General features: G+C 64.5%; 20 protein-coding genes and 1 tRNA gene. 9 read left to right on the top strand and 12 right to left on the bottom strand.

Going from position 1 to position 22,186, the window contains the following annotated elements; all coding sequences use genetic code 11:
* Positions 1–131: 131 nt before the first annotated feature.
* The gene (locus tag GTW58_RS14360) at positions 132–521 is read right to left on the bottom strand and encodes a hypothetical protein (RefSeq protein WP_189587284.1); all 390 of its coding nucleotides are present in this window, start codon (positions 519–521) and stop codon (positions 132–134) included.
* Positions 490–562, bottom strand: a tRNA-Lys gene (locus tag GTW58_RS10585). The genes GTW58_RS14360 and GTW58_RS10585 overlap by 32 nt, the downstream gene beginning before the upstream one ends.
* A 97-nt stretch (positions 563–659) precedes the next feature.
* On the opposite strand from GTW58_RS10585, the gene GTW58_RS10580 reads away from it, so the two are divergent.
* The 6 genes from GTW58_RS10580 to GTW58_RS10555 all read left to right on the top strand — a co-directional run bounded on the left by GTW58_RS10580 (position 660) and on the right by GTW58_RS10555 (position 6,795).
* Positions 660–1,508, top strand: a complete 849-nt coding sequence (locus GTW58_RS10580) for an ABC transporter permease (RefSeq protein ID WP_119933412.1) — start codon at positions 660–662, stop codon at positions 1,506–1,508.
* Positions 1,509–1,559: 51 nt separating this feature from the next.
* Entirely contained in the window at positions 1,560–3,566 is a 2,007-nt protein-coding gene (glsA, locus tag GTW58_RS10575) for a glutaminase A (protein WP_119933411.1), read from the top strand.
* Positions 3,567–3,577: 11 nt separating this feature from the next.
* Entirely contained in the window at positions 3,578–4,189 is a 612-nt protein-coding gene (locus GTW58_RS10570) for a hypothetical protein (RefSeq protein ID WP_119933410.1), read from the top strand.
* 348 nt (positions 4,190–4,537) lie between these two features.
* On the top strand, positions 4,538–5,155 hold the full coding sequence (locus tag GTW58_RS10565) for a hypothetical protein (protein ID WP_047688724.1): 618 nt from the start codon (positions 4,538–4,540) through the stop codon (positions 5,153–5,155).
* 3 nt (positions 5,156–5,158) lie between these two features.
* A complete protein-coding gene (locus GTW58_RS14895; protein WP_119933409.1) occupies positions 5,159–6,187 on the top strand; it encodes an inorganic phosphate transporter in 1,029 nt (342 codons plus the stop codon).
* A gap of 239 nt (positions 6,188–6,426) precedes the next feature.
* Positions 6,427–6,795 carry a hypothetical protein gene (locus GTW58_RS10555; protein WP_156125313.1) on the top strand — a complete coding sequence of 123 codons (369 nt, stop codon included), beginning with the start codon at positions 6,427–6,429 and terminating at the stop codon, positions 6,793–6,795.
* Between the two features lie 19 nt (positions 6,796–6,814).
* Here the strand turns inward: GTW58_RS10555 and pstB are convergent, their stop codons facing one another.
* From pstB to pstS, 4 genes are all read right to left on the bottom strand, one after another.
* Positions 6,815–7,594 (bottom strand): phosphate ABC transporter ATP-binding protein PstB, encoded by a 780-nt coding sequence (pstB, locus tag GTW58_RS10550; RefSeq protein ID WP_047688717.1) that lies wholly within the window; start codon positions 7,592–7,594, stop codon positions 6,815–6,817.
* Positions 7,595–7,631: 37 nt separating this feature from the next.
* Complete coding sequence (gene pstA / locus GTW58_RS10545) at positions 7,632–8,747, bottom strand: phosphate ABC transporter permease PstA (protein ID WP_047688715.1); 1,116 nt, start codon at positions 8,745–8,747, stop codon at positions 7,632–7,634.
* Positions 8,747–9,739 (bottom strand): phosphate ABC transporter permease subunit PstC, encoded by a 993-nt coding sequence (pstC, locus tag GTW58_RS10540; protein WP_119933408.1) that lies wholly within the window; start codon positions 9,737–9,739, stop codon positions 8,747–8,749. The genes pstA and pstC overlap by 1 nt, the downstream gene beginning before the upstream one ends.
* Positions 9,740–9,932: 193 nt before the next feature.
* Positions 9,933–10,991, bottom strand: coding sequence for a phosphate ABC transporter substrate-binding protein PstS (gene pstS, locus GTW58_RS10535; RefSeq protein WP_119933407.1), 1,059 nt, complete (start codon positions 10,989–10,991; stop codon positions 9,933–9,935).
* Positions 10,992–11,262: 271 nt separating this feature from the next.
* Between pstS and GTW58_RS10530 the strand changes: the two genes are divergently transcribed.
* Positions 11,263–12,420: an FUSC family protein gene (locus tag GTW58_RS10530; RefSeq protein WP_119933406.1), complete on the top strand. Its 1,158-nt coding sequence runs from the start codon at positions 11,263–11,265 to the stop codon at positions 12,418–12,420.
* Positions 12,421–12,492: 72 nt separating this feature from the next.
* Complete coding sequence (gene radA, locus GTW58_RS10525; protein ID WP_119933405.1) at positions 12,493–13,872, top strand: DNA repair protein RadA; 1,380 nt, start codon at positions 12,493–12,495, stop codon at positions 13,870–13,872.
* A 158-nt stretch (positions 13,873–14,030) separates the two neighbouring features.
* Here the strand turns inward: radA and GTW58_RS10520 are convergent, their stop codons facing one another.
* Entirely contained in the window at positions 14,031–14,918 is an 888-nt protein-coding gene (locus GTW58_RS10520) for a hypothetical protein (RefSeq protein WP_052209363.1), read from the bottom strand.
* Positions 14,919–14,942: 24 nt separating this feature from the next.
* On the opposite strand from GTW58_RS10520, the gene GTW58_RS10515 reads away from it, so the two are divergent.
* Complete coding sequence (locus GTW58_RS10515) at positions 14,943–15,917, top strand: HhH-GPD family protein (RefSeq protein ID WP_052209369.1); 975 nt, start codon at positions 14,943–14,945, stop codon at positions 15,915–15,917.
* 94 nt (positions 15,918–16,011) lie between these two features.
* Here the strand turns inward: GTW58_RS10515 and GTW58_RS10510 are convergent, their stop codons facing one another.
* The 5 genes from GTW58_RS10510 to lysS form a co-directional block, all read right to left on the bottom strand.
* Positions 16,012–16,599: an amino-acid N-acetyltransferase gene (locus tag GTW58_RS10510; protein ID WP_119933404.1), complete on the bottom strand. Its 588-nt coding sequence runs from the start codon at positions 16,597–16,599 to the stop codon at positions 16,012–16,014.
* 107 nt (positions 16,600–16,706) lie between these two features.
* A complete protein-coding gene (locus GTW58_RS10505; protein ID WP_119933403.1) occupies positions 16,707–19,349 on the bottom strand; it encodes an ATP-dependent Clp protease ATP-binding subunit in 2,643 nt (880 codons plus the stop codon).
* Positions 19,350–19,670: 321 nt separating this feature from the next.
* Positions 19,671–20,009, bottom strand: coding sequence for a histone-like nucleoid-structuring protein Lsr2 (locus GTW58_RS10500; RefSeq protein ID WP_047688702.1), 339 nt, complete (start codon positions 20,007–20,009; stop codon positions 19,671–19,673).
* 248 nt (positions 20,010–20,257) lie between these two features.
* Positions 20,258–20,518, bottom strand: coding sequence for a hypothetical protein (locus tag GTW58_RS10495; RefSeq protein WP_119933401.1), 261 nt, complete (start codon positions 20,516–20,518; stop codon positions 20,258–20,260).
* A gap of 22 nt (positions 20,519–20,540) precedes the next feature.
* The gene (gene lysS / locus GTW58_RS10490; protein ID WP_370448286.1) at positions 20,541–22,115 is read right to left on the bottom strand and encodes a lysine--tRNA ligase; all 1,575 of its coding nucleotides are present in this window, start codon (positions 22,113–22,115) and stop codon (positions 20,541–20,543) included.
* Positions 22,116–22,186 lie beyond the last annotated feature (71 nt).

Below are 22,186 nucleotides of genomic sequence, written 5' to 3'. Positions count from 1 at the left end.
CGGACCAGAGCGATGGCACGGGCACGGAACTCGGGAGGGTACGGGCGTGGCATGCGAAGAGCCTTCCATGATAGACCATCGACTAGCGACGTCAACTGGAAACCGAGCCATAGGTCAGGTCAAGATGTCACCTATCCGTGCGGCAGTCCCACTTCGTCTGCTCCGACCGACACTCCGAACGCACCGAATGCACATGCGGGGCGATCCTGATCGCCGACGCCGAGAAGCTGATTGAGGACTACTACCAGCGCATCCAGATCATCCCCGCCCACCTCGACGACGCCAACCGACGCCTGTGCGACCAAGCCTTCTTCACCAAGGTCTACATCGACGAAGACGACAAACTCCGCGTCGAGAACAACCGGCCCTTCGAGACGCTGCTCGACCCCCAGCTCAACGTCAACGCCCTCAACTGGGCTCAGAACACCGACAAGGCCCGAACCCGAGCCAACGATTCTGCTGGCAAGGGTTCGAGCCTTGTGCGCGGGGTGGGCCCTGTGGGGCTCGAACCCACGACCCATGGATTAAAAGTCCACTGCTCTACCAACTGAGCTAAAGGCCCCGGTCGCAGCAGCCCGGACAAGTCGGGCGCAGCAACGCGAACCATCCTAGCCGAGCCGGGGGTCCCCCAACCAACCGGGCAGGAGTAGCGTCAAGTCGTGACCCTCACTGCACTCACACAGCCGCTGACTCAACACCTCACACAGGCGGCGGCAACAGCCACAACACAAGCAGCATCCACACCATTCACCATGGGCGGCCGCACTCCCACCGAGTTCGCGTGGTTCGTCGTCGGGCTGGCGTTGATGGCCACGGCAGCTGCTGTGATCCAGCACCGTCACGGCATGCGCTTGGGCCCTCAGATCTTCACGGGCGTCCTGCGGGCGGCCCTTCAGCTGAGCATCATCGCGGTGCTGCTGCGCGGGATCCTGAGCGTGCCGTGGACAGTGATGTTCTTCATCGCCCTGATGCTGACCACGGCCTCCTTGACCTCCATCGGTCGCCTCAGAGGCATGCCGTTTGCCAAGCAGGCCGTGCTGACCGGTGTGATAGCAGGCGGGGTCGCGGGCACGGCGGCCGTGTTCGGTCTGCACCTGGTGGACTGGACCACCCAGAACGTGATCGCCGTGGCGGGCATTCTGATCGGCAACTCCATGACCGCAGCCACCCTGGCCGGCCGTGCCTTCCGGGAAGCCGCAGTGGCCCAGAAGCCTGAGATCGAGGCCTGGTTCTCCCTGGGTGCCACCTCCGCCATCGCTTACCGAGACATCGGCCAGCGGGCTGCCCGTAGCGCCATGATTCCCAACGTGGACCAGACCCGCGCCACCGGCCTGGTCACGCTGCCCGGCGCCTTTGTGGGTGCCTTGTTCGGCGGCGCCAGCCCGGCAGAGGCGGCCATGTTCCAGCTGGTGGTCCTGGTGGGCATTCTGCTGGTCCAGGCGATTTGCACCGCAATCGTGACCACCATCCTGGCGCGCAACCCGCAGTTGATCGCAGACGCGCAGTAGCCATACCTGGCAGGATCAGGGGCAGAGATTCAAGATCCTTGGAAAGGAATCATGACCGCCCCCTCCATGCACACGGCCACCGCACCACCGCACACCCCTGATCACCCCACTGTCACGGATGTCCTGGGCCCCTCCCCCCTGGACAACGCGCTGCAGAACATCCTGGAGGCCCTCCAGAACATCAACGACGGCGAGGTCAACGACTCCATCTTGGCCCTTGCTGAAGCCGATCGGAACGACTTTGGCATTGTGATCGCCACCGCTGACGGGCACGTCTACGAGGCCGGGGACAGCCGCAAGTGCTTCTCCATCCAGTCGATCTCCAAGACCTTCACGTACGCCATGGCGTTGGAGGATCACACCTTCGACCACGTGGATTCCAAGATCGACGTCGAACCCAGCGGGGACGCGTTCAACGAAATCTCGATCGACCCCCAGACCAAGGTTCCCGCCAACCCCATGATCAACGCCGGCGCCATCGCAGCCACCTGGCTGGTCAAGGACGGTCAGGACCAGACCCGCCGCGAGCGCATCCTGGAAACCTACTCGCGGTGCGCGGGCCGTGAGCTGGACCTGGACATTGACATGCAGAAACAGGAGCATGACGCCGGGGACCGCAACCGTGCCCTGGGCTGGCTCCTGGCATCCGCAGGAGTGATCGAGGGTGACCCCACGGACGCCCTGGAGGACTACTTTGCCCAGTGCTGCGTCATGGTGGACACCAAGGACTTGGCCTTGATGGGCGCCACCTTGGCATCAGGCGGGGTGAACCCACGCACCGGCGAGCGCGTTTTCCGCGCGGACACCGTGGAGCGCGTCCTGTCCGTGATGAACTCCTGCGGCATGTACGACGACGCCGGGGACTGGTTTGTTCGCGTAGGCCTTCCTGCCAAGTCAGGTGTGGGCGGTGGCATCATCGCGGTGGTTCCCGGCCAACTGGCGGTGGCCACCTTCTCCCCGGCCTTGAATGAACACGGCACGAGCGTGCGCGGCAAGGCGGCGTGTGAACACATCTCCCAGAGCATGGACCTCCACTTTGCCCGCGGCCCCCGCCCCACCCGCAGCACGGTGAGGGCCATCACGTCACTGGCCCAGTCGCCGTCGTTGATGCGCCGTGACGAGCACTCCCGTGACGTGCTCTCCCAGGCCTGCCGGGACATTGCGGTGATTGAGATCCAGGGGGATCTGATGTTCCCGGGCGTGGAGGACACCATGCGGACCATGCGCCGTGTGGCCGTGGACGCTGATGCCGTGGTGGTGGATTTCTCCATGACGGATGAGATTGCAGCCTTCACGCTGCGGATGCTGGCTGCGGCAGCGCGCAACATTCGGGAGAACGGGCGCGAGGTGTACTTCATCACCGGGGAGTCCTGGGAGTACGACTGGGGTGATCTGCCGGTGTTCTCGACCCGCGATGAAGCCCTGATCCACGTGGAGGACGCCGTCCTGGAGGAACAGCAGGATGCAAAGGTGGGCCAGGAACTCAGCGACGAGGAAGTGCTGATCGACAGCGACCTGTTGCGCCGCACCGGCAAGGACATGGCGCGGCGGATCTGGAAGTACTCCCACGCCGTCACGGTCCCGGCCGGTGAGTACCTGCCGGAGGATGAGGCTGTGGCCGGCTCGGTGCACCTGGTGGTTCAGGGCACCGCACAGATTGTGGCCGAATCCCCCGACGGCGGTGCGCGCCCCATCCGCGGTTTGCGCCCTGGCACGGTGTTTGGTGACCCCCGCGGCGCTCAGGAGGAACGGGCAGAAGCGGCAGATCACGAGCACGAGGAAGAATCAGACACCAGCCCCGTGATGCGCTTGCAGGCAGACACGGAGATCAAGCTGCACACCCTGGACCCGGACTCGCAAGCTCGTTTGGAAGCCAAGGATCCGCAAGCCGCTCTGGCCCTGTGGAAGGCACTGGCCTGGGTGGAGGCAGAGGACGTGGTGGCCTCCCTGCACGAGGCTTTGGGCTGGGAACCCGGAGATCACTGGCATCAGAACCAGGACCTGGCAGCTGATGGTGAAGGCCAGCGAGACGGTGCGGAGGTTGAAGCGGGCTCGTAGACTCGAGTGCAATGTCTGAGCGCCGCCAACACCACAGCCCCGTGAAGTTCTCCCCAGAGGTCTTTGACCAACAGGAGGGCGGGATGGACCCTGCCCTGGTGGCAGAGGTCGCCCACATCACCGCCGCTGCCGTGGTGAGCCGCGGCCGGTCCATCGAGGACCCGGAGGTGCACCGCCGCCTGGTGGAGTTCACGGACACCGAGGGCCTGGACGGGTTGGCCGCCCTGTGGTCGGATGCCCCGCCGGTCAGCCTCCCCGGTGCCCTGTGGCGGCTCTACGCCTTGCGCTCGTCCGTACGCGCCGACCCCGTTCGGATGAGCCGGTGGTTCACCGCGGGTCGATCCACTGCGCAGGTCTCCAACGTGGTGGCAGGGGTGGCCGATCCCCCGGGCGCGGAGGAAATCCAGACCATGGCCAACACCGTGCTGCACGGGGCATGGCGGGGTGATTTCGACGTGGCCCTGGAACGGTTTGCCGCCTTCTGCCGGGTGGCCGCCCTGGGGCGGATCCGTCTGGAGGACCACGAAGGCCTGGAAGCCGTCCGTGGAGCACGCAAGCTCGAACGCACCGCGGAGGACCTGGAAGCTGCCGCCAGAGCATGGCGGGCAGGAACGTTGGACTGACGGCTGGCCGGGCGCCGTCGTCGTTGTGCAGCGGGCGGGCGTGCGTTCACTGAGCGTGATCGCGGGACGACGGCGGTTGACCGGCGCGGGGTGAGGGCTCGTAGGATGCTTGCAGGTGTCGGGCCGCAGGTAGCCCCGGGCTCCATCATTTAGCCGCCACGAGCGGCCTTCCGCCGAGAGGCGCTCCCGGTCCGACACCCTCAAACTTTCCCTCACCAGGCCCAACACTGCCCTGCATGCGGCAGCGTCCGGTGAGTTCACTTTCACCCGGTAAGGTGCCCTTGCCAGCGAAACCAGCGCGGATTTCCTGGCCCGATTGTGCCCGAGCGAGCGAAGGTGTAGGACTCCATGCCGTTGCGGATCTTCCCCGAGGACGATCGCATCCTTGACCTCCTGGCCGAGATGGCCGGTCAGGTCAACGAATCCGCACGGTGCTGTTCCGAACTTCTGGGCAGCGACGACGACCACGTGGACCAGGTCCTGGAAGAAGCGCGAGCGGTGGACGCCCGCACGGCGGACCTCTACTTCAGCGCCATGACCACCTCACGTTCCTCCTACGTGTTGCCCATCCCGCGCTCAGACGTCTACGTGCTCAGCGGCTGGTTGGCCCGGGCCTGCGAATCCCTGTTGCTGGCCGCCGAGGCCATGGCGGAGCCGGCCATGCGGCGGCAGTCCAAACACACCACGGAGCAGCTGAACACCATCGGGCGCATGGCCAACCTGAGCGTGCGCGCCATGCACAACCTCTCGGACCTTGAGGGCCTGGATGAGTACTGGTTTGACATGTTCCGGCTGCGCAAACAGGCTGACCGCACCTTTGAACTGCACCGCCTGGATTTGCTGGACAAGCACAAACCGGCAGTGGCGCTGAAGCGAACCATCATGGTGGAGCACCTGCACAACTGCACCCGTGCCCTGAGCCAGTTGGCCACGGAAGTGGGCCGCATTGTGGTCGCGGAGACCTGATCCGTGACCGCTGTCCTGGTTGTCCTGGCCCTGATCCTCACCATGGGCTACGCCCTGGTGAACTCCTTCCATGACGTCCCCAATGCCACCGCCATCCCGGTTCGCCACCGTGCTCTCACACCGCGAGCGGCCTTGATCCTGGCGGCTTTGCTCAACATGTTGGGTGTGGTGGCCGCTGCCATCATGTTGCCGCTGGCCGATCTTGACCTGTTTGTCACCGACCTGATCGACCCCGCACCGGCCCTGGGCGTGATCATCTGTGCCTTGTTGACCACCATCGGATGGGATTTGTTGACCTGGTGGTGGGGGTTGCCGTCGTCGAGCACCTCAGCGTTCACAGGTGCAGTGTTGGGCGCCTCCGTAGCCGTGGGCTGGGTGGGCCTGACCGCTGAACTGCCCCTGGACATGAGCACCTTCTGGCATCTGGCGGTACCGGTGCTGGTGGCCCCCGTGGTGGCATTCGTGATCGCCTGGGTGCTGGTGATCCCGGCCGTCCGCGGACTGCGCCACGTGGAGGCCAACCAGGTCCGACTCCTGGCCCGCGTGGGCATGGTGGTGGGCTCCACCGGCACCAATGTTGGCCACGGGCTCTTCCACGGACAACGGGTGCTGCTTCTGTTGCTGACCATTCCAGCCCTGGGCGGCTTCACCTCCGGCGCCTCCGACTCAGCCCTGCCGGCTGCTGTTGTGGTCACCGCATTGGCGTTTGCCATCGGCAGCTTGTTCGGCGCCTGGCGGATTGCCCGCACCATCTCCACCCGCATGGTGGGCACGGACGCGCTGCGCGGCGGGATCGCGCAGGTGGTCTGCGGCCTGCTGCTCTTTGCCGGCGGCATCACCAGTGGCGTCACACTGTCCACCTCCCAAACCACGACGGCGGCTGTGCTCGGAACCGGCATCAACCAGAAGTACCGGGCAACCAACCACCGCATTGTGGGGCAGATCCTGGTGTGCTGGGTCCTCACCCCGGTGGTGAGCGCCGTGGTGGGCGGCACCCTGGCGTTGGCCATCTCCCCGTTGTTGGGCGCCTGAGCTCGCTTCTTTTATCCAGCTTTGCGCACGGATAGGTGCAGATTTTCGGCCGGTGATGCGTTTTTCCGTGCTCAAAGTTGGAATGTGGTCTCAGTAACCCCTACCTGACCTGTGGATAACTCCGATCGGGCTCTCGCCGGTCACAAGGGCGCCCGGATCTGCTGATCCGCAAGGGCCTCAGCCTGCCGCTGGAGACGGCCCTGTGGCGCGCCCAAGTCACCGGTGCGTTGGAGACCCTGTTGGCCATCCAACCCCTGCTGCCCGGATGGAAGGCAGTGGCTGCCGTTGACCACATCCTGGCCACGGGATTGAGCTACGCAGACCCCAGATGGCCCATCACCCCTGAAGATCTGCTGAATCTGGTGGATCAGCTACCGCCATACACCCGCGGTGCAGCTGCCCTGCGCGCCAGCCTTGGTCGAGCGGCCAGCCATGTCTGGTCCCCCATGGAAACTCTGCTGCGCTTGATGCTTGTCCACGACCAATTCCGTGAGCCCACGTGCAACCTCGGGGTGCAGTTGCCGGACGGCACCTGGGTGGATTTGGCGGATCGTCGTCGTTGGCGCGCCTTGACCGGCGATCTGTGGCGAGCCCTGGGGCGTCACTGAATTGGGCACAAGGAACCGATCAGCCGAAGCGGCCGGACACGTAGTCCTCCGTGGCCTTCTGGCTGGGGTTCTGGAAGATGGTGGCGGTGTCGTCGTACTCCACCAACTTGCCGGGCTTGCCGGTGCCTTCAATGTTGAAGAACGCGGTCTTGTCAGCCACGCGCTGGGCCTGCTGCATGTTGTGGGTCACGATCACCACGGTGAACTGTTCCTTCAGCTCATGGATCAGGTCCTCGATGGCGATGGTGGAGATCGGGTCCAGAGCGGAGCAAGGCTCATCCATCAGCACCACGTCAGGCTTCACGGCCATGGTGCGGGCAATGCACAGACGCTGCTGCTGGCCACCGGAGAGACCGGAGCCGGGCTTGTCCAGACGGTCCTTGACCTCGTTCCACAGGTTGGCGCCCTTCAAGGAGGACTCCACCAGTGCATCGGCATCCGAGCGGGAGATCTTCTTGTTGTTCAGCTTCACGCCGGCCAGCACGTTGTCCCGGATGGACATGGTGGGGAACGGGTTGGGGCGCTGGAAGACCATGCCCACCATGGAGCGCACGGTCACGGGGTCAACGCCCTTGCCGTACAGGTCCTCCCCGTCCAACATGACCTTGCCCTTGGCGTAGGCACCCGGGATGACCTCGTGCATACGGTTCAGGGTCCGCAGGAAGGTGGACTTGCCACAGCCGGACGGGCCGATGAAGGCGGTCACCGAGCGGGACTCGATGTTGATGTTGACGTCCTCAACGGCCAGGAAGTCGCCGTAGTACACGTTCAGGTTCTCTACGTCGATTCGCTTGGACATGGATCCTCTGCTTCTCTCTAGTCTCTGTCAGGCCGGTTCAGCGGCCGGTCTTGGGCGCGAACGCCTTGGCAATCAGTCGAGCGATCAGGTTGAGCACCATCACGAACACGATCAGGATCAGCGCCGCACCCCATGCACGGTCGGTGGAGGGGTCCGGGGCGGTGGGAGCCACGGGTCGCATCAGCTGCTGGTAGATGAAGGTGGGCAGGGTGGCCATCCAGTCATTGAACACATTGAGGTTCACCCGCTCGAAGTATCCAACAGTCACCAACAGCGGCGCAGTTTCACCGATCACACGGGCGATCGCCAGGGTCACACCGGATGCGATGCCGGAGATGGAGGTGGGGATGACCACCTTCAGGATGGTCCGCCACTTGCGCACACCCAAGGCGTAGGAGGCCTCACGCAGCTCATTGGGGACGATCTTGAGCATTTCCTCCGTGGCCTTGACCACCGTGGGGATCATCAGCACGGTCAACGCCACGGCACCGATGATGCCCATACGGGTGTTGGGCCCCAGCATCAGACCGAACAGCGCGGAGGCGAACAGACCGGCCACAATGGAGGGCACGCCTGTCATGACGTCCACCAGGAAGGTGATGACCTTGCCCAGCCAGTTGTCGTTGGAGTACTCGACCAGGTAGATGGCGGTCAGCAGCCCAATCGGCACGGAGAACAGGGTGGCCCAGAAGGTGATGGCCACGGTGCCCAGGATGGCCTGCAGCGCACCTCCCGGAGGACGGTCACCGGCGTTGGCAGCAGCCTGGTCCACGGTTCCGGTGATGCCACCCATGGTGGTGGTCAAGAAGTCGATGGAGATGGTGGGCACGCCGCGCACCAACACGGTCCAGATCACGGAGATCAGCGGGATGATGGCCAGGATGAACGCCGCGTACACCACGTAGGTCAGGGCGGCATCGGAGCCCTTGCGGCTGCCTTCAATGGTGGTCACCGCAATGGGTGCTGCAATCAGGAAGATCACCGCGGAGAAGATCGCCCAAGTGGCGATCCCGAACCCGATCAGCGCAGACAGTGCTGCACCCACGACGACGGCGGCCACCATCACGGCCGGCACCAACCACTTGGGGCGCTGCCCGGAGGTGAGGGAGTTCTTCACCGGGGAGGATGACTTGGATTGAGTGGAGATCGACATCAGTTGGCCCCCGAGAATTCCTTGTAGCGAGCAATGATGGCGCGGGCAATGAAGTTCACGATCAAGGTGATGATGAACAGCATCAGACCGGCGGCAATCAGTTCCGCCAGACGGTTGCCGAAGGCCTCCGGGTAGTTCAGGGCGATTTCGGCGGCAATCGTGTTGTTGCCGGTGCGGATCAGGGACCACTGCAGGCCACCGGTGGAGAGCACCAGTGCCACAGCCATGGTCTCGCCCAGGGCACGGCCCAGGGCCAGCATCACGGAGGAGATGATGCCGGTACGGGCGAACGGCAGGACGGCCTGGCGGATCATCTCGAACCGGGTGGCACCGAGTGCCAAGGAGGCTTCCTCGTGCAGCTGCGGGGTCTGGATGAAGATCTCCCGGCACAGGGACGTGATGATCGGCAGGATCATGATGGACAGCACAATGCCCGCGGTCATCATGGTTCGCCCGGTGGCTGATGCAGGGCCTGCGAACAGCGGAATGAAGCCGAAGTTCTCTGACAGCCACGTGTAGAAGGGCGCCAGGGCCGGGGACAGCACAGTCATGCCCCATGCGCCGTAGACCACGGACGGGATGGCGGCCAGAAGGTCGATCACATATCCCACGGGCTTGGCCACCTTGGCGGGGGCGTAGTGGGAGATGTAGAGAGCCACCAGGATGCCCACCGGGGTGGCGATCAGCAGCGCGATGATCGCTGCCACCAAGGTGCCAAGCACCAGCGGGTAGACGTAGTTCAGGAACCCTTCACCACCGGAGACGGAGGTGGCCGGGATGTCCAGGACCGGTGAGGCCTGCCAGGTCAGGAAGATGGCGACGGCGGCCAGCATCACAAAGATCAGGATGCCGGCGCCCAAGCTCAGCCCGGAGAAGATCTTGTCCCCGGCGCGGCCGCCCGATGTGTCGGCGTTGGCCAACGAGCTACGGGAAGTTTCTCCCCCGGGCCTGCGCCCCGTGCGCTCCTCCGAGTCGGAGAGATTGGTTAACATTCGTCATGCCCCTTTTGGTTGAGGGTCAAGTGCGGTTCAGGATGGACCGGCGTCGTCAGCCACGGATCCCAGCGTGGTGTGGGACACACCGGTCACAGCACAGGTCCGTCCGATGCCCGGTCTGGATGACCTCGGGACCGGACGGACCGTGTGGGTGGGGGCGCTCACTGTTCAGGTGAGAACCCGTGGAACATCATTCAGCGGCGGTGATGCCGTTGATGGACTCTTCAGCCTGGGAGCGCAGGGACTCGGACAGCGGGGCGGAACCGGCTGCGTCAGCAGCGGTGTTCTGGCCGTCCTCGGAGACCACGTAGAGGCCAAAGGCCTTGGCTGCGTCAGCGGTGTCCTGATCCTGGTACTCGTTGCAGTAGATGTGGTAGCTGACCAGAACGATCGGGTAGGCCCCGGACTCTTCCGTGTCGCGCGCCAGCTCCATGGCCATCTCGGCGTCGGAGCGGCCTTCGATCACGGTGGAGGCCTCAACGGCGGTGGCAGCTGCTTCTGCGGAGAGGTCAACGTACTCGCCACCCACACCAACGGACACGGTGCCCAGGTCGCCGCCTTCTTCAACAGCGGAGGCGTCAGCGTAGGTGATGGCGCCCTCAGTGCCGCTCACGGTGGAAACCACACCGGAGGTGCCCTGTGCGTTCTCCTGACCGGAGACAGGCCAGGACTCGGAAGCCTCATCGGTCCAGACATCGCCGGCGGCGGCGTGCAGGTACTCGGTGAAGTTTTCCGTGGTGCCGGACTCGTCAGAGCGGTGGACCACGGTGATGTTGGTGTCGGGCAGATCCGCATCCGGGTTCTGCTGGGCGATCTCAGGATCGTCCCAGGTGGTGATCTCACCGTTGAAGACCTTGGCAATGGTCTCAGCGTTCATGTTGACGTGGTCAACACCGGGCAGGTTGAAGGCCACCGCAATCGGGGAGATGTAGGCGGGGACGTGGAATGCGCCGTCGGGGCCGCAGATCTCCTGGGAGGACTCGTACTCGTCGTCACTCATGATGGCGTCGGAGCCGGCAAAGTCAGCGCCACCGGCCAGGAACGCTTCACGGCCGGCACCGGAGCCGTCCGGGGAGTAGCGAACCTCGACGTCGGCGTTCTCGGAGGCGCCGTTGGTCCAAGCGGTCATGGCAGCTTCCTGGGAGGAAGCGCCGGCACCGGTCAGCGTGCCGCCACCGCCACAGGCGGTCAAGGTCAGTGCGCCCAAAGCCAGGACGGCGGTGGTGCGGCCAATGAGGGAAACCTTCACAATTGCCCCTTCAACTTCAGTTCAGGGCCCCTTTTGAATGTCCGGGGCTCGTCGGTGATCCACGCCGTTGAGGTTCGGCGTTGAGCGAGTCCGTGGGAAACCTTGAGGTCTCACCCCGGCGCTCACGGTGAATGACTGTATGGGGGCTGGGTGGACGGCACTTCCGCAGAACATGAACGGAAGGTGAACAGTCCAATCTCCTGCGCGATCCGCATCACAAGCCTGCCGGACGTGGCCGAGCCGTCAAAACGCCCCCGCCTAAGATGGCCACATGAGTCAAGCCACCTCCCCCCAACCCTCCCGTGGCTTCAACGATTTGGCCCGCGAGCGCGTCAAGGACGGCTTCCTTCGAGTCCGCACCGGAATCCTGCAGGCACTGCAGCTGACCGTGGCTGCGGTGGGAGCCTTTGTGTTCTCCGAGCGGATCCTTGGCCATCACGGACCGATCTTTGCTGCAACGGCCGCCACCGTGGCATTGGGGTTTTCCAAGGGCGGGATCCGTTACCGGCGGGTGCTGGAGGTGGCCATCGGTTGCACGTTGGGCATCTTGTTTGCCGAACTCCTCACCCATTGGATCGGGCGGGGGATCTGGCAGGCCGCCGTCGTCATGTTGCTTTCCGTGCTGTTGGCGCAGTTCCTGGACAGCGGGGTGCTGTTCACCACCCAGATGGCACTGCAAGCGCTGTTGGTGGTCATGTTGCCACCGCCGGTGGACGGCACGTTGACGCGTTCGATTGATGCCATGATCGGCGGTGCCTTTGCGCTGCTGCTGGTGTATTTGATCCCCACGGACCCGCGCAGACAACCCCGTGAGCAGCTGCGGAAGCTGACCACGGAAGTCTCCGAGGTGCTGCGGGAAGCGGCGGAGGCAGTGCGTCGTGACGATTCCCAGGCCGCCTGGCACTGTCTGGTGCGGGCCCGCAAGACGCAGCCGATTGTGGACGGCGTGACCACGTCCCTGAAGTCTTCCCACGAGATCGCCGTGGCAGCACCACTGCACCGGCGTCACCGTTCCGAGGTGGATGAGATCGCTCGAGCCATCCGCTACCTGGATCTGGTGACCCGCAACTCACGGGTGTTGGCCCGGCGGGTGGCCAGCATCATCAATCACATCACGCTGGCCCCGGAGGCGTTGGAGTCCATTGCCGAGAGCTTGGATGCCATGGCTGATGTGATCAACACCGTGGGCAATGGTTTGGCGGTGGCACAGTCCGGGGCGCGCGATTCCTACATGCGGCAGGCCCGGAACCAACTGGAAGTGGTGGCGGGGCGCATGCATCCGGACACCATGGGCATCCAGACCATGGAGGGGCAAGGTTTGGTGCTGCTGATGCGGCCCATGGTGGTGGACCTGTTGGAGGCCACGGGCCTGGAGCACGAGGAGGCCCTGACCTATCTCCCCCGCCTGGACGACTGGGACCGCTTATGAGCCGCTGCTCACCGGAACGACGACGACGGCGCCCGCTCTTGTGATGTCCGAGCCCCTCATTAGGTTGTAGTCATGAGCGCCAAGAGCAAAACACCTGGGTACCGGTGCACGGAGTGTGGTTGGGCCACCGCCAAATGGGTGGGCCGCTGTGGCGAATGTCAGTCCTGGGGCACCGTGGAAGAGGTTGGCACCGCCAAGGTCCGCACCACACCGGCGCGGGTGGTGGACAAACCAGCCCAACCCATTGCTGACGTTGATGCCTCCCAAGCCGCTTTTGTGCCCACCGGAGTCTCCGAGCTGGACCGGGTGTTGGGTGGTGGCCTGGTGCCCGGCGCCGTGATCCTCCTGGCCGGTGAACCCGGGGTCGGCAAGTCCACGTTGCTGGTGGATGCCGCCGCACGGGTGGCTCGCGGGGTGGCACCACGGCCGGCGCGCAAGGTGTTGTACGTGACCGGTGAAGAATCAGCAGCACAGGTCAAACTGCGTGCGGATCGAGTCGGCGCCCTGGCGGACTCACTGTTTCTGACGGCGGAGACGGATCTTGCCACCGCGCTGGGTCAGGTGGAGGCCCTGGAACCGGAGGTCCTGGTGGTGGATTCCGTCCAGACCCTGAGCAGCGCAGAAGTGGATGGTGCTGCCGGTGGTGTGACCCAGGTCCGTGAGGTGGCTGGTTCCCTGATCGCTGCCGCCAAATCCCGGGGCATGACCGTGCTCCTGGTGGGTCACGTGACCAAGGAGGGCACGATTGCCGGCCCACGGTTGTTGGAACATCTGGTGGACGTGGTCTGCCAGTTCGAAGGTGACAAGCACTCCAGCATCCGCCTGCTGCGTGCCGTCAAGAACCGCTACGGCCCCACGGATGAGGTCGGGTGTTTTGAACTTCAGGACAGCGGCATCCGCTCCGTGGACGATCCCTCCGGGTTGTTCGTCTCCAGAACCGCCCAAGCGGTGTCAGGAACCTGTCTGACCGTGACCATGGAAGGCCGTCGCCCACTGTTGGCTGAAGTACAGGCGTTGCTGGACCAGTCCCAGACCGCCCAGCCACGCAGGGCCACGGCCGGGCTGGACTCCTCCCGGGTGGCCATGTTGTTGGCTGTTCTGCAGCGCCGTGCCGGGCTGAGCTTGGGCAACATGGATGCCTACGTCTCCACCGTGGGTGGTGTTCGGCTGGCGGAACCGGCAGCGGATCTTGCTGTGGCTCTGGCGCTGGCATCTGCTGCCCAGGACAAACCTCTCCCCCAGCGGTTGGTGTGCTTTGGTGAGGTGGGACTGGCCGCTGAGGTTCGCCCGGTCCCCGGCATCGGTCGCCGGATTCACGAGGTGTCCCGGCTGGGATTCACGCACGCCGTGGTGCCGGCCAGCCCGCAGGGACCTGGACCCATCCCCGATGGGTTCAAGGTCAAGGAGGTCACCACCCTGGCAGAGGCTCTGGCCCTGTTCTTCCCCAGCTGAGATCACACCAAGCGCAGCCGTCCCGGACCGCAGGGTCAGGGCCGCCACCCCATCAGATCCACCGACGGGTCAGGACCCCCACCGAGCCCCTCGCGCCACCGGGTCAGGTCCAACAGAAGGCCGCTCCCGCTGCCGAGCCAGGCCCACCATCGGCTGACTCACTCGAGGGTGAATTCCACACCCTCACTACGGGTCTCCCCCAGTGCCACCGTCAAGCGGTAACCACCCGGGTTCACCTGGGCGCCCTCCGTGGCACAGTCCGCCACGGAACGGTGCCGGTTCCACTCAAAGCGCGCGGATTCCGTCTCACCGGGTTCGATTTCAATGGGACGGTCCTGGCCGTCGATCTGGCAGTGCGCCGAGTCAAAGACCTTGTCCGGTCCGCTGGTCACAGCAAAGTTCATGCGCGCGGTGCCTGCGTTGACCATGCAGGGATCATCGCCGGTGTTCTCCAAGGACATCACCAGGATGGGGTTCGCGCCCTCACCGTAGGTCTCCTTCTCCGTGGAGGCGGAAACCTTGAGCTTCTCTCCGCAGGCTCGGGCCGCAGGCCCGGAGGCGCCGTCGCTGGCCTGAGATTCTGGGCGGGCCGTGAATCCGGCAAAGGGATCCGTGTTGGTGGGCTGCGCAGTGGCGGCAGGTCCGGGTGCAACTTCCGCGTCCCCGCCCAACAGGTTCACCAGGCCGTAGGCCAGAGCACCCACCACAGCGATCGCCAGAACCAGGGCAATCAGTCGCCTGCGCCGGTAGACCTCCGGGCCAAGACCACCCCCCGTGGAGGATGAACCACCGCCAGCCCCATAGGCGTCATCCGCGGGGGTGTCCCAGTCATCATCCACACGGTGGTGGTCATCAGACGAGGCTGCCCATGACTGTTCGTGGAGGTCATACGGGGGCTCGGCTGCGGCGTCGTCGTGCTGCGGGGTGCGTTCGGTGCGGTTGCGAGCGGGCCTGGTGGATTCCCCCAGATCAGGGAGGTCAAAATCCCAGGGATCGTTCTCCCCGTGCCCACTGTTTCCGCGCCCGCTTGCATCGTCCCGTGCCATGACCTCCAGGCTACAGTGGTGCGGATGACCCCCGCGCCCACACCCGTAGCTGACCTGGATCCGCAGGTGATTGCCAGGCTGCACCGGCACATCACGGAGTGGTTTGCCACGGCCCAACGTGACCTTCCCTGGCGGGCCGCTGATTGCTCGCCGTGGGGTGTGTTGGTCTCGGAAATCATGCTCCAGCAGACGCCCGTGGTCCGAGTTTTGCCGCGTTGGCTGGACTGGATGCGCCGCTGGCCCACCCCGGCCGACCTGGCCCAGGCCCCTACGGCTGATGTGCTGCGCGCCTGGGAGCGGCTGGGTTATCCGCGGCGGGCACTGCGCCTGCAAGCTGCCGCCCAGGCCATCGTAGAACGCCACGCGGGCCAGGTTCCCCCAGATCACAGCGCGCTTTTGGCCCTGCCAGGAGTAGGTTCCTACACGGCGGCGGCGGTGGCGGTCTTCGCCTTTGGCGACCGACAAACGGTGATCGACACCAACATCCGCCGCGTCCACGCCCGCGTGATCTCCGGGGTGGCCCTGCGCGGCAAGTCCCTGACCGCGGCCGAAACCAGGCTGGCCGAGCGTCTGATGCCCAAGGATCGTGCCTTGTCCGTCAGGTGGAACCAGGCGGTGATGGAGCTCGGTGCCCTGATTTGCACCGCCCGGTCTCCCAAATGCGCCGAATGCCCGGTGGCCGCGGACTGTGCGTGGTTGGCTGCCGGTTCCCCACCACCGGAGATGGCGCCCAGAGGCCAGGCCTGGCACGGAACTGACCGGCAAGTGCGCGGCGCGGTCATGGCCGTGCTGCGAGCAGCGGACGTGGCCGTACCGGAGCAGTGGCTCACCGTTGCCCAGGAGATCAGCCTGGACGATGCGGGTTCAACGGGCCCGGTCAAACAGTTGGAGAAGCTCCTGAGCCTGGATGCCCCGCCGGATCAACGACGCCGCGCCGTGGACGGCCTGGTCTCAGACGGTTTGGCCATCCGGACGGACTCCGGCATTCGCCTCCCCTAGCAACCGTCCGCAGATCACCCTCTCTGAGCCACCCACTTCCTCCGCCGAGTAGGCCTTTTGATCGCTGCTGAGCGCTCGGGGGCGATCAAAAGGCCTACTCGGCGGGGAAGGCGGGAGTGGTCGGAGAGGCGGGAGTGGGAGAAGGAGAGTGCGGGCGGGCAGAGAGGTTGCGGATCATGCGGGTGTTGCCCAACGTGTTCGGCTTGACCCGCGCCAGGTCCAGGTACTCGGCAACACCCTCGTCCTGCGAACGCAGAAGCTCTGCAAAAACCTCAGGGTCAATCTGATCCTGGTTTGGCATGACCTCAAAACCGTGACCTCGGAAAAAGGAGACCTCAAAGGTCAAGCAGAACACCCGGTCCACACCCAGGTCCCGGGCCCGTTCCAGCAACTGCGTGACCAGTTTCCCGCCGATCCCCCGGCCCCGAACCGTGGAATCCGTGGCCAGCGTGCGGATCTCCGCCAGATCCCCCCACATCACGTGGAGCGCACCGCAGCCGACCAGTCGGGTGGCGCCGTCGTCGTCGATCATTTCGGCCACCACGAATTCCTGGATGCCTTCGTAGTACGCCACCGTCTCCTTGATCACCAGCACCCCGGCGTGCGCCAGCGGAGTCACCAGCGCCTTGATCCCGGGCACGTCCTGAGTGGTGGCCGGGCGGAGACGGATCTCAGAAGTCATTCGGCAAGTGTAGGCACACCCGCGGGGGCAGCCGCGAACAGCAAGGAGGGCCGCACCTGTACGGCGCGGCCCTCCTCAACCAGCCTCACTGGGGCTGACGACGACGATCAGGCGGTTGCCTGCCCCGTGCCCGGACCCTCTTGGCCGGAGTTCGAGGCTGCGGAGTCGTACTCCCCGCTGTGCGGCACATCTGTACCGGACGGCTCCTCGCCGGGGACCAGATCAGAGTTGTCCTGGTCATCCGCGGCATCGGAGAAGTCAGTGTCCGGCAGCTCGGCCATGGGGGTTCCCACGAACGTGAACTTCTGGTCATCCCCCTCACCTTCAACGTCCACCAGCACCTGCTCACCGGAGGAGATTTCCCCGAACAGGATCTTCTCCGAGAGGTGGTCCTCGATGTCGCGCTGAATGGTGCGGCGCAGCGGGCGGGCACCCATGGCGGGGTCGTACCCACGGGAGGCCAATGCCTTCTTGGCGGCGTCCGTGACCACGATGGACATGTCCTGCTCACGCAGGCGCTCCTGCAGACGAGCAACGAACAGATCCACGATCTGCACGATCTCCGCCTCGGTCAGCTGCGGGAACACGATGATCTCGTCCACACGGTTCAGGAACTCAGGCCGGAAGTGCTCCTTGAGCTCATCCTGGACCTTGGCCTGCATGCGCTCGTAATTGGAGCCTGCATCCAGGCCGGCCTGGAAGCCCACCGGCACGGACCGGGAGATGTCCTTGGTACCCAGGTTGGTGGTCATGATGATCACGGTGTTCTTGAAGTCCACCACGCGGCCCTGGGAGTCGGTCAGGCGACCGTCCTCCAGGATCTGCAGCAGCGAGTTGAACAGGTCCTGATGGGCCTTCTCCACCTCGTCAAAGAGCACCACGGAGAACGGCTTGCGGCGCACCTTCTCCGTGAGCTGTCCGCCTTCTTCAAAGCCCACGTACCCGGGAGGGGCACCGAAGAGTCGGGAGACCGTGTGCTTCTCCTGGTACTCGGACATGTCCAGGGTGATCAGGGCGTCCTCGTCACCGAACAGGAACTCCGCCAGGGCCTTGGCCAGCTCAGTCTTACCAACACCGGTGGGCCCGGCGAAGATGAACGAACCACCCGGACGCTTGGGGTCTTTCAGACCTGCGCGGGTACGGCGGATGGAGCGTGAAAGCGCCTTGATGGCATCGTTCTGGCCCACCACACGCTTGTGCAGCTCGTCCTCCATGCGCAGCAGGCGCCCAGACTCTTCGTCAGAGAGCTTGTAGACCGGCACACCGGTGGCTGCGGAGAGAACATCAGCGATCACATCCGGGGTGACCTCAGCAACCTGGTCGCCGCCTTCACGCCAGGCCTTGTCCTTCTCATCGCGCTCTGCCAGCAGCTTCTGCTCACGGTCACGCAGGGACGCGGCCTTCTCGTAGTCCTGGCCCTCAATGGCAGCTTCCTTGGCCTTCTTGACCCCGGCGATCTGCTCATCGAGTCCCTTGATCTCCGGGGGTGCGGTCATGCGCTTGATGCGCAGGCGCGCGCCGGCCTCGTCGATCAGGTCAATGGCCTTGTCCGGCAGGAAACGGTCGGAGATGTACCGGGCGGCCTGGTGCACGGCTGCTTCCAGTGCCTCGTCCGAGATGGACACTCGGTGATGGGCCTCGTATTTGTCCCGCAGGCCCTTGAGGATCTCCACCGCGTGCGCCTCCGAGGGCTCATCCACCTGGATGGGCTGGAAACGGCGCTCCAGGGCAGCGTCCTTCTCAATGTGCTTGCGGTACTCATCCAGGGTGGTGGCGCCGATGGTCTGCAGTTCACCACGAGCCAGCATGGGCTTGAGGATCGACGCGGCGTCGATTGCCCCTTCAGCGGCACCGGCACCCACCAGGGTGTGGATTTCATCGATGAACAGGATGATGTCCCCGCGGGTGCGGATCTCCTTGAGCACCTTTTTAAGGCGTTCCTCGAAGTCACCGCGGTAACGGGAACCGGCCACCAGCGAGCCCAGATCCAGGGTGTAGAGGTGCTTGTCCTTCAGGGTCTCCGGAACGTCCCCGCGGACAATGGCCTGCGCCAGTCCTTCGACGACGGCGGTCTTGCCCACGCCCGGTTCACCGATCAGCACCGGGTTGTTCTTGGTACGGCGGGACAGAACCTGCATGACACGTTCCATCTCACGGGCACGGCCGATCACCGGGTCCAGCTGGCTCTCCCGAGCAGCGGCGGTGAGGTTGCGGCCGAACTGGTCCAGCACAGCGGAACCTGCCGGAGTGCCTTCACCGGAGGAACGGCCACCGGTACCGGCGGTCTCCTTCTCCTCCCCGGAGCCACCACCCTGGTAGCCGGAGATGAGATCCAACACGGTGGAGCGGACCTTCTGCGGGTCCGTGCCCAGCTTGGTCAGCACCTGCGCGGCAACACCTTCACCGGCGCGGATGATGCCCAGCAGTATGTGCTCCGTGCCGATGTAGTTGTGGCCCAGCTGCAGCGCCTCCCGCAGGGAGAGCTCAAGAACCTTCTTGGCCCGCGGGGTGAACGGGATGTGACCGGACGGGGCCTGCTGGCCGGGGCCGATGATGTCTTGAACCTGCTCGCGGGCGGCGTTGAGCGTGATGCCCAGCGAGTCCAGGGCCTTGGCGGCAACGCCTTCATTCTCGTGAATGAGGCCGAGCAGCAGGTGCTCGGTGCCGATGTAGTTGTGGTTGAGCATCCTGGCCTCTTCCTGGGCCAGCACCACGACCCGTCGGGCCCTGTCGGTGAAGCGTTCGAACATGGATACTCCTCAGTTGATCGTCACGACGATGCTACGCAGGCAGCCCCGTGAATCATGGGCTGTTCGCCACTGGCGAGAAGGTTGCTGGCGCAAGATCACGCGGTTTTTCGGCTCTCCCAAAAGCCTCTTCCCCAGCAGCGAAACTTGGACCCACTCACCCCTCCGCCGAGTTGGCTTTTTGATCGCCCCTCAGCGCTCAGCAGCGATCAAAAAGCCCACTCGGCGGATAAGGGTGGGATGCAAAAGGGCCAGGCGAACACAAAATGTTCACCCGGCCCTTGAGCAAGGATTCAGCCGAAACCCGATGGCCCCGGCCACCGATCACTTGTTGGCTGCGTAGTAAGCATCCTGGATCTCCTGGTGGATACGGCCACGGTCGGAGACGTTGTAACCGTTGGACTTGGCCCACTCACGGATCTTGGGGGTGTCCGGGTTGGTGCGGGTGGCAGCAGCGCGGGCGGTACCGGTGCGGCCCTTGCCTGCAGCCGAGGCCCGGCGAGCCTTGGACACGAACGGACGGATGGCACCGCGCAGCTTGTCTGCATTTGCGCTGGAGAGGTCGATCTCGTAGGAGTTTCCGTCCAGACCGAAACGAATGGTTTCGTCGGCGGGGCCGCCGTCGAGGTCGTCCTCGAGGATGATCTTTACTGTCTGTGCCATTGTGTGGATCTCTCCCGAATGTGGATTGAGGTTCAAGGGTCGGGAGGGGCGGCAGGTATTTTCCTGGGAAAATCTGTCACCGATCTCCGCGATCACATCAACGGTAAACCGCAAACGCCGTCAATGCAATTAGAGCCCCGCGAACTCCACGCCGACTATCAGGAATTTCTCATGTTCGCCGGCAGATAACTCTTGTTCGGATCACACCTGTGTAGACGTACGTGAGTCCACTTTCTCCATCACAGGGATTACTTTTCATCTTCCTGTGCAGCGTTGCGCGCCTGCACCCTGCTGGAATCCGCAGTGCCGCCCGAATCTCCGCCTGCCGCGCCCGTCACCGAGTGTCCTTCCCGCTCACGGACCTGCCGGTACCACTGTTCGGCGTCCTCCCGCGCAGTCTTCTCCGCCTCCCGCTCTCCGCGGTCAGCGCGCATGATGGATCGCATGACAAACCAGAAAATCAGCCCCACGCCGATGGACGGCAGCAGAACAGCCAGATAATCACCCATGATTCATGCCCTCCCGGACCGGTCAGTCTTTCTCTGGCTTCATCAGCGGAAACAGAATCGTCTCCCGAATGCCCAGGTCCGTGAACAGCATGATCAACCGATCCAGACCCAGCCCCAAACCGCCCATGGGCGGTGCACCGTGTTCCAGGGCACGCAGGAAGTCCTCATCCAACTGCATGGCTTCGTCGTCGCCGGCGGCCGCCATCTGCGATTGCTGCGTCAAACGCTCCCGCTGGATCACGGGGTCAATCAGCTCGGAGAACGCCGTTCCGCGCTCCATGCCGCCGATGATCAGGTCCCAGGCTTCAATCACACCGTGTTCGCTGCGGTGCTGGCGAGCCAGGGGTTGAGCAGCCGGCGGGTAATCAAAAACAAAAGTCGGCTGGATGAGCGTGGGCTCCACGATTTCACCAAAGAGTTCAATCACCAGTTTTTGAACATCCCATTCGTCCTTGACGGGGACGTTGTGCTCCGCCGCGATCGCTCGCAACTCGGTTTCAGAACTGCGCGGCGTTATTTCCCGCCCAACTGCCTCTGACAGCCCGGGATACACACCCATCCACGCCCATTCACCACGCAGATCGATCTCACCCTTGGCCGTGTGCAGGGGACCCTCCAACCCCAATGCATCCGCACAGGCCACAACGATTTTCTGGATCAACGTTGCCATGGTGAATTGGTCACCCCAGGCCTGATAGGCCTCCAGGGTGGTGAATTCGGGGCTGTGGGTGGAATCCACACCTTCATTGCGGAACACCCGGCCGATCTCAAAGACCTGCTCAACGCCGCCCACCACTGCGCGTTTGAGGAACAACTCCGTGGCAATGCGCAAGGTCATGGGCTGGTCGAACGCGTTCAGGTGGGTGTCGAACGGGCGTGCCGTGGCCCCGCCGTGGATCAACTGCAGTACCGGGGTCTCAATTTCCAAGTACCCGGAATCCTCCAGGGTGCGCCGCACGGTCTTGATGATGGTGGCCCGGGTTCGGACGACGTCGCGTGCCTGCTGACGCACCAAGAGGTCCAGGTATCGCTGGCGAACCCGGGTTTCCTCGTTGAGTTCGCTGCCTTCATACAGGTTGGGCAGCGGGCGCAGAGCCTTGGATGCCATCTGCCATTCGTTGACCATGATGGACAGTTCCCCGCGGCGCGAGCAGATCACCCGCCCCGTGGCGGAGACAAAATCGCCCAGGTCCACCAGGTTCTTCCACTCGGTCAGCGATTGCTCACCCACCACGGCCAGGGAGAGCATCAGCTGCAGTTGGCGGCCGTCACCGTCCTGGATGGCGGCAAAACAGAGCTTGCCGGTGTTGCGCACAAAGGCCACGCGCCCGGTCACGGAGACCACCTGATCGGTCTCCTCCCCCGCCTCCAACTCACCCCAGGTCTCGCGGACCTGCTGGATGGTGTGGGTCCGCGGCACGGACACGGGGTAGGGTTCACGCCCGGAATCCAGAAGTGCCTGCCGCTTGGCCAGGCGGAACTCCGTCTGTTCGTCGGCCACCGCAGCACTCTTGCGGTTCTCGACGACGGCGCTCGGCTCACCCGCGCTAGCGGGCTCGGCGGGCTGCTGGCTCTGGGAATTCTCAGGGGTGGTCACGGTGATCCAGGATAACGGTCCGTCCGCCCCGATCCCTAGCCCAGGGGTGGCGCTGTGCTGTGACTCGCATC

It is taken from the genome of Kocuria subflava, from assembly GCF_012163155.1.
GTDB lineage: Bacteria > Actinomycetota > Actinomycetes > Actinomycetales > Micrococcaceae > Kocuria > Kocuria subflava.
The sequence above is the reverse complement of the archived record's forward strand: the minus strand, read 5'-3'. Positions and strand labels throughout refer to the sequence as shown.

Excerpts from the sequence above, each read along its gene's own strand:
- GTW58_RS10565 (WP_047688724.1), top strand. The coding sequence starts at position 4,538 with ATGCCGTTGCGGATCTTCCCCGAGGACGATCGCATCCTTGACCTCCTG.
- GTW58_RS10495 (WP_119933401.1), bottom strand. The coding sequence starts at position 20,518 with ATGGGTGATTATCTGGCTGTTCTGCTGCCGTCCATCGGCGTGGGGCTG.
- GTW58_RS10510 (WP_119933404.1), bottom strand. The coding sequence starts at position 16,599 with ATGACTTCTGAGATCCGTCTCCGCCCGGCCACCACTCAGGACGTGCCC.
- GTW58_RS10520 (WP_052209363.1), bottom strand. The coding sequence starts at position 14,918 with ATGGCACGGGACGATGCAAGCGGGCGCGGAAACAGTGGGCACGGGGAG.
- pstA (WP_047688715.1), bottom strand. The coding sequence starts at position 8,747 with ATGTCGATCTCCACTCAATCCAAGTCATCCTCCCCGGTGAAGAACTCC.
- pstC (WP_119933408.1), bottom strand. The coding sequence starts at position 9,739 with ATGTTAACCAATCTCTCCGACTCGGAGGAGCGCACGGGGCGCAGGCCC.
- GTW58_RS10530 (WP_119933406.1), top strand. The coding sequence starts at position 11,263 with ATGAGTCAAGCCACCTCCCCCCAACCCTCCCGTGGCTTCAACGATTTG.
- pstB (WP_047688717.1), bottom strand. The coding sequence starts at position 7,594 with ATGTCCAAGCGAATCGACGTAGAGAACCTGAACGTGTACTACGGCGAC.
- glsA (WP_119933411.1), top strand. The coding sequence starts at position 1,560 with ATGACCGCCCCCTCCATGCACACGGCCACCGCACCACCGCACACCCCT.
- GTW58_RS10500 (WP_047688702.1), bottom strand. The coding sequence starts at position 20,009 with ATGGCACAGACAGTAAAGATCATCCTCGAGGACGACCTCGACGGCGGC.
- radA (WP_119933405.1), top strand. The coding sequence starts at position 12,493 with ATGAGCGCCAAGAGCAAAACACCTGGGTACCGGTGCACGGAGTGTGGT.
- GTW58_RS10515 (WP_052209369.1), top strand. The coding sequence starts at position 14,943 with ATGACCCCCGCGCCCACACCCGTAGCTGACCTGGATCCGCAGGTGATT.
- GTW58_RS10505 (WP_119933403.1), bottom strand. The coding sequence starts at position 19,349 with ATGTTCGAACGCTTCACCGACAGGGCCCGACGGGTCGTGGTGCTGGCC.
- GTW58_RS14360 (WP_189587284.1), bottom strand. The coding sequence starts at position 521 with ATGGGTCGTGGGTTCGAGCCCCACAGGGCCCACCCCGCGCACAAGGCT.
- GTW58_RS10570 (WP_119933410.1), top strand. The coding sequence starts at position 3,578 with ATGTCTGAGCGCCGCCAACACCACAGCCCCGTGAAGTTCTCCCCAGAG.